This window comes from Polymorphospora sp. NPDC050346 (assembly GCF_040655695.1).
Taxonomy (GTDB): Bacteria; Actinomycetota; Actinomycetes; order Mycobacteriales; family Micromonosporaceae; genus Polymorphospora; species Polymorphospora lycopeni.
Genome location: NZ_JBFAKM010000005.1, coordinates 132,794 through 147,258, shown reverse-complemented (window position 1 = coordinate 147,258; position 14,465 = coordinate 132,794). Strand labels below are relative to the sequence as shown.

Genomic DNA, 14,465 nt, shown 5'->3' with positions numbered 1-14,465 from the left:
CCCGGCCGTGGCGTCTCGATCGTCTGCGGCTCAGACCGTCGACACGCCGGACCCGGAACGCCTCACCCGCAGACGATCATGCAGCCCGGAAACACCGCCGCGTACCCCGATCGGGACGAGGTGCGGGGCGGCTACCGTGGGGCGGTGGACCAGTACGCGGCGGTGCTGCTCGCCGGTGGGGCTGCCCGCCGGATGGCCGGGGTCGACAAGCCGGCCGTACCGGTCGGTGGCCGACCGATGCGGGACCGCGTCCTCGCCGCCGTCGCCGACGCACATCCACGGATCGTCGTCGGTCCCCCGGACGGCCTGCCGGCCGGGGTGCTGACCGCCCGGGAGGACCCACCGGGCTCCGGACCGGTCGCCGCGCTGGCCGCCGGCCTCGCCCGACTGGCCATGGCGGCGCCCGCCCGGCCCGGCACAGACATCTCCGACCTTTCCACCGGAGACACCGCCGACCTGTCCACGGCCGACCCGTCTGTCACGGTCACCCCGACCCCGACCCCGACCCCGACCGCCCTGCCCGGCTCGCACCCGTGGCCGGTCGCGCCGATCGCCCACCCGGCCGTGGCCGTTGCCCGGCCCGAGGCGGTCGTCGCCCCCTCCGCGCCACACCTCACCCACACCGCGCCCCGGCCGGAACTGGTCGCGGTGCTCGCCGCCGACCTGCCGTTCCTCACCGCGGAGGCGGTGGCGTCGCTGCGTCGGCACTGCACCCGCGACGGGGCGCTCTTCGTCGACGGGAACGGCCGCCGGCAACTGCTGTGCGGTGTGTGGCGGATCGACTCGCTGCTGGCCGCGACGGCCCGGCTCGCCGAGGCCCGGGGCGGGACGCTGGTCGGCGCGTCGATGCGCGCACTGCTCGACGGGCTCGACGTCACCGAGGTGACGTGGGGGACCGGCTCCGGCAGCCCGGGCCGGCCCGACCCGACCGGTCCGGAGAGGAACGACCCGACCGGTCGGGAGGAGAACAGCCCGACCGGGCCCGGGAACGCCCCGCCGCCATGGTTCGACTGCGACACTGTCGACGACGTACGGCGGGCGGAGGAGTGGACGCGATGACGACACTGGACGACTGGGTCACGACCGCCTGCGCCGAACTGGGACTCGATCCGGCCGAGGTCGACGTACCGGTGGTGTTGGACCTGGCCCGCGACGTCGCGCACCACGTGATCCGGCCGGGCGCCCCGGTGACCGCCTACCTGCTGGGTCTGGCCGTCGGTCGCGGTGCCGACCCGGCCTGGGCGGCGGCCCGCCTCAGCACGCTGGCGCTGGAGCAGGCTCCAGCCGAACGATGATCTGCTTCGAGGTCGGTGTGTTCGAGCCGACCGCGGTCGAATCGAGCGGCACCAGCACGTTCGCCTCGGGGAAGTAGGTCGCGGCACAGCCGCGCGCCGACGGGTAGGAGACCACCCGGAACGCCGGTGCCCGCCGTTCGACCCCGTCGGACCATTCCGACACGATGTCGACGAGTTGGCCGTCGGTGAACCCCAGTGCGGCCAGGTCGTCGGGGTTGACGAACACCACCCGCCGGCCGGCCTTGACGCCCCGGTAGCGGTCGTCCATTCCGTAGATGGTGGTGTTGTACTGGTCGTGGCTGCGCATCGTCTGGAGCAGCAGTCGCCCTTCCGGCACCCGGATCACCGACAGTTCGTTGACGGTGAAGTGGGCCCGGCCGGACGGAGTGTCGAAGGCCAGCCGGTCGCGGGGCGGGTGCGGCAGCGTGAAGCCGCCGGGTCGCGACACCCGGGCCTCGAAGTTCTCGAAGCCGGGTACGACGGCGGCGATGACCTCGCGGATCGCCCGGTAGTCGGCCTCGTACGTCTCCCACGGGATGGTCGAGTCCGGCATGAGTGCCCGGGCCAGCCGGGCCACGATCGAGATCTCCGACAGCAGCGATTCGGAGGCCGGGGCGAGCCGGCCCCGGGACGAGTGCACCGCCGACATCGAGTCCTCGACGGTGACGAACTGCTCGCCGGACGCCTGCACGTCCCGTTCGGTCCGGCCGAGGCAGGGCAGGATCAGCGACGTCTCTCCGGGTACGACGTGCGAGCGGTTGAGCTTCGTCGACACGTGGACGGTCAGCGGGGTGGACCGCAGGGCGGCCAGCGTCACGTCGGTGTCCGGGGTGGCGGCGGCGAAGTTGCCGCCCAGGGCGACGAAGACCTTTGCCCGGCCGTCGCGCATCGCCCGGATCGCCTCGACGGTGTCGTACCCGTGCCGGGTCGGTATGTCGACCGACAGCAACTCGCCGAGCCGGCCGGCCCACGACGGCGTCTCGTGCCAGATGCCCATGGTCCGGTCGCCCTGGACGTTGGAGTGGCCGCGGACCGGGCAGAGGCCGGCGCCGGGCTTGCCGAGCATGCCGCGCAGGAGTTGCACGTTGACGATCTCGCGGATGGCGCCGACCGAGTCGCGGCGCTGGGTGAGGCCCATCGCCCAGCAGACGATCGTGGCTTCGGAGTCGGCGAACATCCGGGCCGCGGTCTCGATCTCGGCCCGGGTCAGGCCGGTCGAGGCGATCACGTCGTCCCAGTCGAGTTTGCGCAGCGCGTCGACGTAGTCGTCGTGGCCGGTGGTGTGGGCCGCGACGAAGGCCGGGTCGACGGCGTCCCACTCGACCAGCAGGGCCCCGATCGCCTGGAAGAGGGCGAGGTCGCCGCCGACCCGGATCTGCAGGAACTCGTCGGCGAGCGCGGTGCCCGGCCCGACGATGCCGTCCGGCCGCTGCGGGTTGCGGAAGCGGCGGAGGCCGGCCTCGGGCAGCGGGTTGACGGCGATGATCTTCGTGCCGTTGGTCCGCTTGGCGTGTTCGAGGGCGGAGAGCATCCGGGGGTGGTTGGTGCCGGGGTTCTGCCCGACGACGACGATCAGTTTGGCCCGGTGGATGTCGTCGAGGGTGACCGACCCCTTGCCGATGCCGATGGTGCCGGTCAGGGCCACGCCGGACGACTCGTGGCACATGTTGGAGCAGTCCGGCATGTTGTTGGTGCCGTGGGCGCGGGCGAGCAACTGGTAGAGGAAGGCGGCCTCGTTCGACGTACGGCCGGAGGTGTAGAACAGCGCCTCGTCCGGCGCGGCGGCCCGCAGGTGGGAGGCGGTGAGTTCGAACGCCTCGTCCCAGGCGATCGGCGTGTAGTGGTCGGTGCCGGGGCGGCGGACCATCGGTGTGGTGAGCCGGCCCTGCTGGCCGAGCCAGTGGTCGGACTTCCCGGCGAGTTCGGAAATCGGGTGGGCGGCGAAGAAGTCGGGGCCGATCCGGCGCAGCGTCGCCTCCTCGGCGACGGCCTTGGCGCCGTTCTCGCAGAACTCGGCATGGGACCGCTTGGCGGGTGCCGGCTCGGGCCAGGCGCAGCCGGGGCAGTCGAACCCGTCGGCCTGGTTGATCTTGAGCAGGGTCAGCGCGGTGCGCCGTACGCCCATCTGGGCGAGCCCGTCGGCGAGCGCGTGGGTGACGCCGGGGAGCCCGGCGGCCGACCGCTTCGGTGGGCTGATCCGCAGGTCACGGTCGCCGGCGTCGTCGCGCGGCGGCTTCTTCGCCATGCCTGAACCATCTCACAGCCTGCCGGTCGGGGTCGATGGCCGATCGGCCTACGGCTTGGCGTTTCGGCTGGCCAGCTCGGCGAGCCGGTCGGCGATCCATCGGCACCACTGGATGCGGGACGGGTACCGCAGCAGGGCGAACTCCAGGGTGGCGTACGCGCCGAATTCCGGATGGGTGGGATCGCCGGCGCCGCGGGCGGCGAGTTCGGCGTGCTGCCCGGTGAAGTCGGCCAGTTGGCGTTCGTACGTTTCCGCCTCGGCGAGGTACATCTCCCGCATCGCGGTCGGGTCGGCCATGGCCAGCGCGTACGTCCGGAGCACGGTCTCGTCGCGTGGCGGGCGTACGACCGCGGGTCGCACCAGCCACTCGGCGAGTGCTTCCCGGCCGGCGGTGGTGAGCCGGTGGGTCTTGCGCTGCCGTGGTCCGGGTCCGCTGTCCGCCTCGTGCTCGATGAGGCCGGCGGCCGACAGGCGGGCCAGTTCGGGATAGATCTGGCTCTGCTGTGCGGTCCAGTAGTAGCCGATCGGTCGCCGCATCCGCCGCACGATGTCGTAGCCGGTGAGTGGCCCGCGGTGGAGCACGCACAGCAGCGCGTAGCCGAGCGTGCTGACGGTGGCCAAACCGTTACCTCCCGGCGACGACGTAACTATGTCTGGGTTGACATAGTGCCATGTCAGAAGTGACATAGAGGAGGAGGGGCGCCATGCGACGGATCACGCGGCTCATCGCGTACGTGTTGGTGCTCGCGGCCGGCGCGGCCGGCTGCGGCGGTCCGGACCCCGGACCCGCCGCCCCAACGGGGGCCGCCGCGCCGGCCACCACCGCGCCGGCGACCCGATCGGATACGCCCACCGCTCCACCGCCGTCACCGGCTCCCGGCGACCACACCCTGCACCTGCCCTGGGAGGGCCGGACCCGGGACACCCTCCTGCACGCCCCACCCGGCTACCGGCCCGGCACCCCAACGCCGCTCGTCGTGGTGCTGCACGGCCGGCCCAGCAACGCCACCGCCGTACGGGAGACGAGCCGGCTGGACGCCACCGCCGACCGTCACGGGTTCCTGGTCGCCTATCCCAACGCACCGCAGCGGGCGTGGAACGGCATCGGCTGCTGCACCGACGCCGACGACGTCGGATTCCTCCGCCACCTGGTCGGCGAACTCGTCGCCACCTGGGGCGTCGACCCGGCCCGGGTCTACGCCACCGGCTTCTCCGCCGGGGCCAACATGGCCTGGAAGCTGGCGGTGGAGGGCAGCGACGTCTTCGCCGCCGTGGCACCGGTCAGCGGCGGCTTCACCGGCGGTCGGGCGTACGACGACAGCGGCTACAAACCACCCCGGCCGGTTTCCGTGATCACCTTCGTCGGCACGTCGGACCGGTCCCACGCCAGCATGATCGAGGGCATCGGCCGGTGGCGGGACAACCTCGCCTGCCGGCCGGGCCGCCCGGCCTTCGTCGACCCCGGCCGCGGCATCGGGCGGACCACCGCGAAGTGCGCCGACGGCAGTGAGATCGTCGACTACGTCGTCACCGACATGGGGCACGCCTGGCCCGGATCACCCGCCTACCCGCCGGTCGCCGTCGACGCCAACGAGGTGATCTGGGACTTCTTCGTCCGGCACCGCCGCTGAGCCTTCGTCAGGGCCGATCCACCGGCCGAAGCGGGGCATGTCGACGGCCGCTCGCGCTGGGTAGGGTATGCACGACGGCCGGAGGCGATCATGGGCGAGCGGAGTGAGATGTCATGACGGAGCACATCCTGCTCGACGATCCGAGCACTTCCGACCTACGGGCGAAGGTGACGCAGGCGTGGCAGGACTTCGCGCAGGCGCTCGCCGACTCGTTGCGTACCCTGCCGGCCGGTGCGCAGGTCGACCTCACCCTCGACCCGACCGCGTCCGGCACCGGCGACGCCGTCTACTCGGTCAGCATCCGCATCGACGAGCAGGACCGGCTCGGTGCGCTCGCGGTCGGCAACGCCGCTCTGCCCGCCGGCTACCGGATGGACCGGACGGCCGTCGCCGACCTGGTCGCGCTCGGCTGGTCGCCGCCCGGAGTGGTCGAGGGATCCGGCGACTCGTTCGGCATCCAGGCCACCCGCGCCGAGGCCGGCGGCCTGGCCGTCACCGTCTCCCGCACCCTGCGCGACGTCTACCACGCCCCGCATCCCGCCTTCCTCGTCTACCTGGTGCACGACGCCGACGACGAGCCGATCCCGGCCGACCCGCTGGGCACCGCCCGGCACGAGCTGCGCCCCGAGGACCACGGCTTCGATCTCGACAACGCGCTCGCCGGCGCACCCAGCACGGTTCCGGCCAGCGAGGAGCAGCTCGACCTCGCCGAGCGGGTCCGTACCGTCGTCGCCACCCTGCTCAAGACCCCGCCGGAGGAGCTGCAGGTCGACGCGGACGGCGACATCGGCATCCGCGCCGGTTCGGCGATGGTCTTCGTACGCGTACGCGACAATCCGCCGCTCGTCGACGTCTTCTCGCCGGTGCTGACCGAGGTCGAGCCGACCGAGCAGCTCTACGTCAAGCTGTCCGAGCTGACCAACCGGATGCCGATCGGTCGCCTCTACTGCGTCAACGACACGGTCTGGGCGTCGATCCCGGTCTTCGGCCGCAACTTCCAGGCCACCCACCTGATGCTCGCGGTGCAGGTGATGATGGGGCTGGCCGACGAACTCGACGACCGGTTGCACGGCGAGTTCGGCGGCAAGCGGTTCTTCGGCGACGCCGACAAGCCGGCCCAGCGTGACACCGGCGGCCACCGCACCGGGATGTATCTCTGACCTCCGCTTGACGGACGGTGGGGCCCGGAAACCCCGAGACCGGGCCCCACCGTCCGGGGGAGGGGGAATCAGGTCGTCGGCACCCAGCCCAGGGTGTCCAGTGTGGATAGATTGTTGGCCTGCAGGCCACTGTCGGAGACGGTCCACAGCACGTCACCGACCACCAGCGAACGCCGGATCACGCCGGTCCCGTGGATGTCCGGTGTGGACGCCGAATGCCGCACCGTGCCGACCGGGCTGAATCCGTCGTCGGACACCCGCAGCGCCAGCGCCCCGGCGTCCGGTGCGCCCCGCCGGCCCGGGTCGTACGTCGTCAACGGCACCACCACCAGCCGTGCCGCGGGCCAGTAGAGGAACGCGTGCGGGTCGAACTCGGCCTCCGAGTTGCCGTTGCGTACGTGGTGCTGGGCGAGGCGGGTCGGCCGGGCCAGGTCGCCGACGTCGAACAACGAGACCTGGGTGCCCTGCCGCCGGCCCTCCTCGGTGGCGTCCTGGCCGATCCCGAGCAGCCGGCTGTCCGAGACCGGGTGCAGATAGGCGGAGTAGCCGGGGATCTTCAGCTCACCGAGGACCTTCGGCCGGTCGGGGTCGCGCAGGTCGACCGTGTAGAGCGGGTCGGTCTCCCGGAACGTCACCACGTATCCGGTGCCGGCCACGAAACGTACGGCGTAGATGCGCTCGCCGGGGCCGAGCCCGGTGACCCGACCGGTCTCCCGCAGGGTGCCGCCGTCGGCGCGGAGCACGTACACCGAGGAGGTGGACTTCGGCCGCGCCCCCCAGTCCCGGCCACTTGTGGTGGCGACCCGCAGATGGCCGTTCCACTCCGACATGGCGTACTGGTTGATCAGCCAGCCGGGCACCGAGGTGGCGGTGACGTAGCGCGGCCGGTCCGGCCCGGTGGTGTCGAACTGGTAGATCTCGGTCCGCTGATCCTCGGGCTTCGGGTCGCGGTCCCGTTCCTGGAGTGTCGGCAGGAGGCGCCAGCGCTGGTCGCTGGCGATGTAGAGGTTGGCGCCGTTGGAGTAGACGGTGTCGCCGTCGGCGACGACGGTGACCGGCGACCCGGCGCCGAGCGTGGTGGCCGCGAGATCGAAGCTGAACAGGGTCACCATCGAGGTGCCGGAGTACGTCGCCGGCCGGGTCACCTGTCCACAGTCGACGCTTCCGGTGCTGGTCCGGCCATCGTCGGTGACCGCCCAGCGGGGCAACCAGTCCTCGATCGGCGCCCGGTCGATCACCGCCTGGTTGGCGGCGAGCCGTTCGTCGTTGGAACCCTGGTCGACCGACGGGAAGTCGAGCCGGGGTGCCGAGCGCACCACGACCCGGGCGGTGGCGCCGACCTGGCGCGCGTCGACCAGTCCGCCGTCGACGCGGAAGTCGCTGACCACCCTCGGCTGTCCGGCGAGGTCAACGAGGACCAGGCGCGGGCCGGTCGGCGTACCCTCCGGCAACGGGGTCGTCGGACCCGGGCGACCCGGGACGATGCCGACCGGGCGGGCGGCCCACGGTTCGGGCACCAGGACGAGCGCCCGGTCGCCGTGCAGCAGCAGGCTGGCGTCGGCCCACCGGGCCGGGTCGTCGGTGGACGTGCCGAGGTCGAGCCGGCCGGTGACCCGGCGGGTCGCCGGATCGACGACGTGCAGCACCCCGCCGCCGACCGTGACGATGCGCCGGCCGTCGGTCTTGACCAGATCGGGCTCGTCGACACCGGCCTCGTGGGTGTTCGTGCCGGAGAAGGCGGGCGGGTCCGGCGCCGCGGCACCGGGAGCGGCCCGCTCGGCGGTCACCGCTTCCCGCCCGCCGCCGGCCATGTCGGCCCGGACCGAGCCGCCGAAACCCCAGGGGCCGACGTACGCCCGGGCGGCCGTCCGCAGCCCGGCCAGCGCCTCGGCGCACGAGTCGAACGCGACGAGCCGGAATCCGCCGCCGGGCACGCCCGGGTCGACGGGCGCCGGTCGCGGTGACGCCGACGTGCATCCGGCCAGGAGGGTGAGTCCGACGAGCACGCCGGTGGCGGCGCTCCGGGACCGCCGTCGGACCCGGCCTTCTGGTCTCATGCGGGGTACGACGTAACCCGTGGCCCGGCCGTTCCCTCCAATCCGGGGCGACTTTCAGACCGATGTGCCGGGCACCACGGCGGGCGAGTCGACCAGCCGGGACAGCACGATCATGCTCCGGGTCGAGGTGACGAACGGTTCGGCGCGCAGCCGTTCGAGGGCCTGCTCCAGGTGGGCGATGTCGGCCGCCCGCAGGTGAACGAGCGCGTCGGCCTCACCGGAGACCGTGTACGCGCCGACCACCTCGGGGTGCCGCCGGGTCGCGACGGTGAGCTGGGCGGGGGTGGTCCGGCCGGTGCAGAAGAGTTCGACGAACGCCTCGGTGGTCCACCCGACCGCTGCCGGGTCGACGACCGCGGTGAATCCCTTGATCACGCCGGCCGATCGGAGCCGGTCGACCCGTCGTTTCACCGCCGGTGCGGAGAGGGAGACGCGGGCACCGATCTCCGCGTACGAGGCTCGCGCGTCAGCCACAAGTGACGCAACGATCCGCTGATCGACGCTGTCCATCTGCAATGTTTCGCCCCTTGGAAGCAATAATCGCGGCTGTTATCGGCGTAACAGCCTACCTACCCTTGGTTTCCGTGACCCAGCATCGGATGCCTCGGAAGCGGACATACCTCATCTGCCCGCCTGAGCACTTCGCGGTGGAATACGCCATCAACCCGTGGATGGACACGGCCACGCCGGTCGACACCGAGCTGGCCCTGAAACAGTGGACCGGCCTGCGCGAGACGCTGCTCTCCCTCGGGCACGAGGTGCACGTCCTGCCGCCCGAGCCGGGCCTGCGCGACATGGTGTTCGCCGCCAACGGGGCGTTCAGCGTCGACGGCACCGTCTACGGCGCCCGCTTCAAGCATCCGCAGCGTACGGCCGAGGCCGCCCTGCACCGGGAGTTCTACGATCGGCTCGGCTGGCGATACGTCGCGCCGAGCGAGACCAACGAGGGCGAGGGCGACTTCGCCTACCTGCCCGAGGCGTACGGCGGACTCGTCCTGGCCGGCTACGGCTACCGGACCGACCCGGCCGCGCACGCCGAGGCACAGGAGGTGCTCGCCCGCCCGGTGGTGTCGCTGCATCTGACCGACCCGCGCTTCTACCACCTCGACACGGCGCTGGCCTCGATCGACGACAGCAACATCGCCTACTTCCCGACGGCGTTCTCGTCGGCCTCGCAGGCGGTGCTGCGTCAGCTCTTCCCGGACGCGGTCGTCGCCGCGGACGCGGACGCGCTGGCCTTCGGCCTCAACCTGGTCAGCGACGGGCGCAACGTGGTGCTGCCGGCTGAGGCGACCGGTCTGGCCGAACAGCTGGCCGCCGCCGGCTACCGGCCGGTGCCGGTCGAACTCGCCGAGCTGAAGAAAGGCGGCGGCAGCATCAAGTGCTGCGTCGCCGAGCTGCGTCCCTGACCTCCCGGCGCCACCCCGTCCGGTGGCTCAGCCCAGCGTCGCCAGCTCGGTGATCAGCACGTTCGACAGCACCTGACCGTCGCGGCGCACCTCGCGCAGATACCACATCTGCTGCGGGGTGCGCGGCTGGTTGAACTGCCACGGGCCGCGCGGGCTGTCGATCTGGCCGACCCGGCCCAGCGCCAGGTTGACCTGCTGCGGGTTCAGGTCGTCGCCGACCAGCCGGATCGCCTTGTCGAGCACCTGCGCCGCGTCGTACGACGCCATGGCGTAGGTGGTCGGCGACGACCCGTGGCTCTTGCGGTAGCTCGACGCGAACCGCCGGTTGGCGGCGTTGTTGATGTCGGCGGAGTAGTTCAGCGCGGTGAAGATGTTCTCCGCGTCCCTACCCAGCTCGTCCAGCACGGTGCCCTCGGTCAGGAAACCGGGCGCGTAGACGACCTTGCGATAGCCCGCGGCCCGAAGCTGCTTGATGAACTCGACGGCCGCGTTGCCGGCGTAGAAGCAGAAGACCGCCTCCGGGTTCAGCGCCCGGAGCTGGGCGATGTCGGACGCGAAGAAGTCCCGGCCCGGGCTGGTGGTGAACGTGGTCCAGATGACCGGGGACGAGATGCGCGGGTCGGACGCCCCGAAACCCTCCCGGAATCCGGTGACCGCGTCCCGGCCGGCCGGATAGTCCGGCGCGATCATCGCCACCCGGCCGGCGCTGGACACCTGGTCGGCCACGTACGGCCCGAGGGCGCGGCCGGGTTCGTCGTTGACGTACGAGGTGCGCCAGATGTAGACGACGCCCTGCATGGTCGACGGGGAGGCGTCGGAGCCGATCAGGGGCACCCGGGCCTGCTCGACGACGTCCCTGATGCCGAGCATCACCGACGAGTTGGCCACCCCGGTCAGGGCGAGCACGTCCTGCTGGAGCAGCCCTTCGACCGCGGTCCGCCCAGCCTCCGGGGTCTCCCCCTCGTCGACGATCAGGAGTTCGGCCGGGTGGCCGCCGAGCCGCCGCCCGTTGAGGTCGAGGAAGAGCTGGAAGCCGTTGACGATCTCGTCGCCGATCGGCTTGTAGCCACCGGTCTGCGGGGCCACCAGACCGATTTTGACCGGTACGTCGCTCACCGGATCGCCCGTCTCCGGGTCGCCGTCGGCGCCGCAAGCGGCGACAAACCCACCCGCGCCGAGCGCTGTGAGGAGTTTGAGTGCCTGCCGGCGATCGAGGTGCGACACGCGACTGCCTCCCGTTGGTCGTGGGCCTGCTCACGGCCCCTCCGGCGTTCTACCCCTCTCACGACGCTGCGTCAATGCAAGTTGATCGTCAGTGCAGGGTCAGCAACCCGGCTGTGACCTCGGGCCAGGCCGCGGAGGCCGGATCAATGAGCCCGAAATGTTCTACATCGGGCAGCTCGACGAGCGTGATCTCGGCGCCGCGCCCGGCCAGCGAGTCGACGTACCGGCGGCTGATCCCGACCGGCACCTGCACGTCCGCCAGACCATGGATGATCACGCACGGTGATCCGGGTACGGGTAGCGCCGGGGCGGACGGGTCCGCCAGCGCATACCGGTCGGGCACCTCGTCCGGCCCGCCGCCGAGCAGGTCGGCCACCGCGCCGCCGTCCAGGTCGAGCCGGTACGCCTCGGCCAGGTCCGCGACCGGGGCGAGAGCCACCACCCCGCGCAGCTCGGTGGCGGTCCGGGCGGCGTACCACAGGGCCAGGTGCCCGCCGGCCGAGTGACCGAGCAGGATCGGTGGCCCGCCGTCGGCGACCCCGAGTTCGGCGACCAGCCGGGGCAGGGCGTCGATGCCGGCCGCGACGTCGTCGAGGGTGGTGGGCCAGCCACCGTCGGGCTGTCCGGTACGCCGGTACTCCAGCTGCGCGACCGGATAGCCCCGGCCGGCCAGGTCGGCGGCGAGGGGACCGGTGTGGGTACGGTCGTACTCGGCCCGCCAGAACCCGCCGTGCACGACCACGATGAGCGGCCGGACCGGACCCGTCCCGCCCGGCAGTCGTACGTCGGCGATCTGGTCCGGGTGCCCGCCGTAGCGGACGGTCGCGTCCGGCGGCGGCGCGGGGCGGCTGAGTACGGAACGTGGATCACTGCTCATCCCCCCATGGTCCCCGTGATCAGGGACTACGTCGCGCGTGTCGGCGGCGCGTCGGGTCTGCCAGCCCCTGATCACCGGGATCATGCACCAGTCCGACCCGCGCCCCGCCCCCCGTCGCCGCTGCGCGAAGATGGGGTGATGACCGAGCGGAGCGAGGAAATCAGCCGGCGCAGTCAGCAGTCGTGCGATCGCCGAGCGAAGTGAGGTGTCGCATGACCGAGCGAAGCGAGGGAACCAGATGACCGAGGAGCCCCGTACCCCTGAGGAAAACGACGAGGCGGCCCGGCCGGGCGCCGGTCGGCCCTCCACGGTTGTCGTGGTCGGACCGGACGGACGGCCGGTCGGCACAGTCGAGGCCGACGGCGACGGAGACGGCGAGGAAGACCCGGGTCGTCTGATCGAGCAGCCGGCCAAGGTGATGCGGGTCGGCAGCATGATCAAGCAGCTGCTGGAGGAGGTCCGCGCCGCGCCGCTGGACGAGGCCAGCCGGCACCGGCTGCGCGAGATCCACCAGCGGTCGATCGCCGAACTCAAGGACGGCCTGGCCCCTGAGCTGCGCGAGGAACTGGACCGGCTGTCGTTGCCGTTCGAGCAGGGTGCCACCCCGAGCGAGGGTGAGTTGCGGGTGGCCCAGGCCCAGCTCGTCGGCTGGTTGGAAGGGCTCTTCCACGGCATCCAGGCGACGCTGGTGGCCCAGCAGATGGCGGCCCGCCTTCAGCTGGAGCAGATGCGCCAGGGCGGGCGGGCGGCGCTGCCGGTCGGCCCGGGCGGAGCGCAGATGATGCCGGGGATGCCCGGTGCCCCGGGGGCCGACAACGGCCACAGCACCGGCCAGTACCTGTAGCACGTTTCGACCGCCGCCGGCCCGCGCCGGCGGCGGTCAGTTACGGTCCGCGTCGGCGAGCAACTTTTCCAGGTACGCGGCCACGCCGTCCTCTTCGTGCGACAGCGTCACCCGGTCGGCGATCTCGCGTACGGCCGGGTGGGCGTTGGCCACCGCGACCGCCGTGCCGGCCCAGGTGAGCATCGGTACGTCGTTGGGCATGTCGCCGAAGGCGACCACCTCGTCGGCGGTCACCCCGTACCGGGTGCACAGCCAGGCCAGCCCGGCCGCCTTCGTCACCCCGGCCGCCGAGATCTCGACCAGCCCCGACCGCGACGAGTGGGTGGCCTCGGCCACCCCGGCGAGCGCGCCCGCGACGAGCCTGACGAAGGCGTCCGGGTCCTGGTGGGCGGTGGCCCGGGCGAGCAGCTTGACCGCGGGCGCGGTCAGCAGGTCGTCGGGCAGGTCGACGAGGCGGATCGAGGGGTCGCCGTCCTCCCAGAGCGTCGGCCAGGCCGCCTCGTGGAGCATCCGCCGGCCGTCTTCGATCTCGACCGCGAACATCACGTCGGGAATCTCGGCCCGCAGCCGCCGGGCCACCTCGGCCAGCAGGTCGGGGGCGAGCGGGTCGGCGCGCAGGATCTCGTCGCCGACGGGGTCGTAGACCACCGCGCCGTTCGCGCAGACGGCTGGCAGCGGCGCCTTGAGCTGCTCGAAGACTCCGGCCAGCCAGCGGACCGGGCGGCCGGTGACCGCGACGACGTGGGTGCCTGCCGCCGACATCCGCTCCAGCGTCTCGGCGGTACGGGCGCTGACCGTGCGGTCCGCGCGCAGTAGCGTGCCGTCGAGGTCGGTTGCGATCAGTCGGGGCAGTGTTCCCATCAACGGGACAGTAGTCGATCGAGGTAGACCGCCACCCCGTCGTCGTCGTTGCGCAGCGCGATCTCGTCGGCGGCCCGCCGTACGGTCGGGTGGGCGTTGGAGACCGCGACCCGTCCCCAGCCGGCCCACTCGAACATCGGCAGGTCGTTGGGCATGTCGCCGAAGACCAGCACCTCGGCCGGGTCGACGCCGAGCGCCCCGGCGACCACCGACAGGCCGCTGGCCTTGTCGACCCCGGGCGGCAGGATCTCGATGAAGCCCAGCCCGGCCTGGGTCACCGTGGCATGGGTCACCGGGATGATCCGCCGGGCGGCGTCGAGCAGGGCGTCGACGTCGTGGTCGGCGGTACGCGCGAACGCCTTGATCACGTCGACGGACAGGCACTCCGCCCGGCTGCGGGCCTGGAACCGCTCCGGGTAGGGCCACGACGGGTCGAAGTCGCCCCACAGCGGCTCTTCGTGCCCGTCGAGCGCCTCGACCATCACGGTCAGCGGGCCGACCGCGTCTTCCAGGGCGTTCAGCAGTTCGGTGAGCACGGCGGCGCTCAGCCGCTCGTCGCGGAGCACGACCGGGCTGGTCGGGTCGACCTGGTCGACGACCCGGCCGCCGCCGGCCATCACCAGGTAGTCGGCGGCACGGATGTCGTTGCGGGTCAGTTCGGTCAGCCGCGGGCCGCGTCCGGTCGCCCCGACGATCGGGATGCCGGCGGCGCGTACCCGGTCGAGGACCTCGTGGGTGTAGGCGGACACCGTCTCGTCGCTGCGGACGAGCGTTCCGTCGAGGTCGGTGGCGATCAGCTTCGGCAGCCCGGGTCGCGGCATGGCTCCTCCTTCACCGCCGGGGGGCCTGGACCGGCCCTTCG

General features: G+C 72.3%; 14 protein-coding genes. 6 read left to right on the top strand and 8 right to left on the bottom strand.

Annotation, left to right across the window (positions count from 1 at the left end; all coding sequences use genetic code 11):
• The first annotated feature begins 78 nt into the window (after window positions 1-78).
• Window positions 79-1,059, top strand: coding sequence for an NTP transferase domain-containing protein (locus AB0I42_RS07435; protein ID WP_357535068.1), 981 nt, complete (start codon window positions 79-81; stop codon window positions 1,057-1,059).
• Window positions 1,056-1,295 carry a DUF6457 domain-containing protein gene (locus tag AB0I42_RS07430; RefSeq protein WP_357535066.1) on the top strand — a complete coding sequence of 80 codons (240 nt, stop codon included), beginning with the start codon at window positions 1,056-1,058 and terminating at the stop codon, window positions 1,293-1,295. The genes AB0I42_RS07435 and AB0I42_RS07430 overlap by 4 nt, the downstream gene beginning before the upstream one ends.
• Here AB0I42_RS07430 and AB0I42_RS07425 read toward each other — a convergent pair.
• Window positions 1,255-3,540, bottom strand: coding sequence for an FdhF/YdeP family oxidoreductase (locus AB0I42_RS07425; RefSeq protein WP_357535065.1), 2,286 nt, complete (start codon window positions 3,538-3,540; stop codon window positions 1,255-1,257). The two genes, AB0I42_RS07430 and AB0I42_RS07425, sit on opposite strands and share 41 nt — an antisense overlap.
• Before the next feature lie 48 nt (window positions 3,541-3,588).
• Entirely contained in the window at window positions 3,589-4,161 is a 573-nt protein-coding gene (locus tag AB0I42_RS07420; RefSeq protein ID WP_357535063.1) for a PadR family transcriptional regulator, read from the bottom strand.
• A gap of 83 nt (window positions 4,162-4,244) precedes the next feature.
• On the opposite strand from AB0I42_RS07420, the gene AB0I42_RS07415 reads away from it, so the two are divergent.
• A complete protein-coding gene (locus AB0I42_RS07415) occupies window positions 4,245-5,171 on the top strand; it encodes a PHB depolymerase family esterase (RefSeq protein WP_357535061.1) in 927 nt (308 codons plus the stop codon).
• Window positions 5,172-5,284: 113 nt separating this feature from the next.
• Complete coding sequence (locus tag AB0I42_RS07410; protein WP_357535060.1) at window positions 5,285-6,331, top strand: hypothetical protein; 1,047 nt, start codon at window positions 5,285-5,287, stop codon at window positions 6,329-6,331.
• Between the two features lie 68 nt (window positions 6,332-6,399).
• On the opposite strand, the gene AB0I42_RS07405 is transcribed toward AB0I42_RS07410, so the two are convergent.
• The gene (locus tag AB0I42_RS07405; protein WP_357535058.1) at window positions 6,400-8,388 is read right to left on the bottom strand and encodes a beta-propeller domain-containing protein; all 1,989 of its coding nucleotides are present in this window, start codon (window positions 8,386-8,388) and stop codon (window positions 6,400-6,402) included.
• Window positions 8,389-8,442: 54 nt separating this feature from the next.
• Window positions 8,443-8,904, bottom strand: a complete 462-nt coding sequence (locus AB0I42_RS07400; protein ID WP_357535056.1) for an Lrp/AsnC family transcriptional regulator — start codon at window positions 8,902-8,904, stop codon at window positions 8,443-8,445.
• 59 nt (window positions 8,905-8,963) lie between these two features.
• Between AB0I42_RS07400 and ddaH the strand changes: the two genes are divergently transcribed.
• On the top strand, window positions 8,964-9,797 hold the full coding sequence (ddaH, locus tag AB0I42_RS07395) for a dimethylargininase (protein WP_357535055.1): 834 nt from the start codon (window positions 8,964-8,966) through the stop codon (window positions 9,795-9,797).
• A gap of 27 nt (window positions 9,798-9,824) precedes the next feature.
• Here the strand turns inward: ddaH and AB0I42_RS07390 are convergent, their stop codons facing one another.
• Window positions 9,825-11,021 carry an ABC transporter substrate-binding protein gene (locus AB0I42_RS07390; RefSeq protein WP_357535053.1) on the bottom strand — a complete coding sequence of 399 codons (1,197 nt, stop codon included), beginning with the start codon at window positions 11,019-11,021 and terminating at the stop codon, window positions 9,825-9,827.
• A gap of 88 nt (window positions 11,022-11,109) precedes the next feature.
• Complete coding sequence (locus tag AB0I42_RS07385; RefSeq protein WP_357535052.1) at window positions 11,110-11,898, bottom strand: alpha/beta hydrolase; 789 nt, start codon at window positions 11,896-11,898, stop codon at window positions 11,110-11,112.
• 238 nt (window positions 11,899-12,136) lie between these two features.
• Between AB0I42_RS07385 and AB0I42_RS07380 the strand changes: the two genes are divergently transcribed.
• Window positions 12,137-12,742: a bacterial proteasome activator family protein gene (locus tag AB0I42_RS07380; RefSeq protein WP_357535050.1), complete on the top strand. Its 606-nt coding sequence runs from the start codon at window positions 12,137-12,139 to the stop codon at window positions 12,740-12,742.
• A 36-nt stretch (window positions 12,743-12,778) separates the two neighbouring features.
• On the opposite strand, the gene AB0I42_RS07375 is transcribed toward AB0I42_RS07380, so the two are convergent.
• Window positions 12,779-13,603 (bottom strand): HAD family hydrolase, encoded by an 825-nt coding sequence (locus AB0I42_RS07375; protein WP_357535048.1) that lies wholly within the window; start codon window positions 13,601-13,603, stop codon window positions 12,779-12,781.
• A complete protein-coding gene (locus tag AB0I42_RS07370; protein WP_357535046.1) occupies window positions 13,603-14,424 on the bottom strand; it encodes an HAD family hydrolase in 822 nt (273 codons plus the stop codon). Before AB0I42_RS07370 ends, AB0I42_RS07375 begins: the two co-directional genes overlap by 1 nt.
• Window positions 14,425-14,465: the final 41 nt, after the last annotated feature.

Bases quoted from the DNA above. Each gene is read 5' to 3' on its own strand.
- AB0I42_RS07425 (WP_357535065.1), bottom strand. From the start codon at position 3,540: ATGGCGAAGAAGCCGCCGCGCGACGACGCCGGCGACCGTGACCTGCGG.
- AB0I42_RS07415 (WP_357535061.1), top strand. From the start codon at position 4,245: ATGCGACGGATCACGCGGCTCATCGCGTACGTGTTGGTGCTCGCGGCC.
- AB0I42_RS07385 (WP_357535052.1), bottom strand. From the start codon at position 11,898: ATGAGCAGTGATCCACGTTCCGTACTCAGCCGCCCCGCGCCGCCGCCG.
- AB0I42_RS07405 (WP_357535058.1), bottom strand. From the start codon at position 8,388: ATGAGACCAGAAGGCCGGGTCCGACGGCGGTCCCGGAGCGCCGCCACC.
- AB0I42_RS07410 (WP_357535060.1), top strand. From the start codon at position 5,285: ATGACGGAGCACATCCTGCTCGACGATCCGAGCACTTCCGACCTACGG.
- AB0I42_RS07430 (WP_357535066.1), top strand. From the start codon at position 1,056: ATGACGACACTGGACGACTGGGTCACGACCGCCTGCGCCGAACTGGGA.
- AB0I42_RS07375 (WP_357535048.1), bottom strand. From the start codon at position 13,603: ATGGGAACACTGCCCCGACTGATCGCAACCGACCTCGACGGCACGCTA.
- AB0I42_RS07380 (WP_357535050.1), top strand. From the start codon at position 12,137: ATGACCGAGGAGCCCCGTACCCCTGAGGAAAACGACGAGGCGGCCCGG.
- AB0I42_RS07370 (WP_357535046.1), bottom strand. From the start codon at position 14,424: ATGCCGCGACCCGGGCTGCCGAAGCTGATCGCCACCGACCTCGACGGA.
- AB0I42_RS07435 (WP_357535068.1), top strand. From the start codon at position 79: ATGCAGCCCGGAAACACCGCCGCGTACCCCGATCGGGACGAGGTGCGG.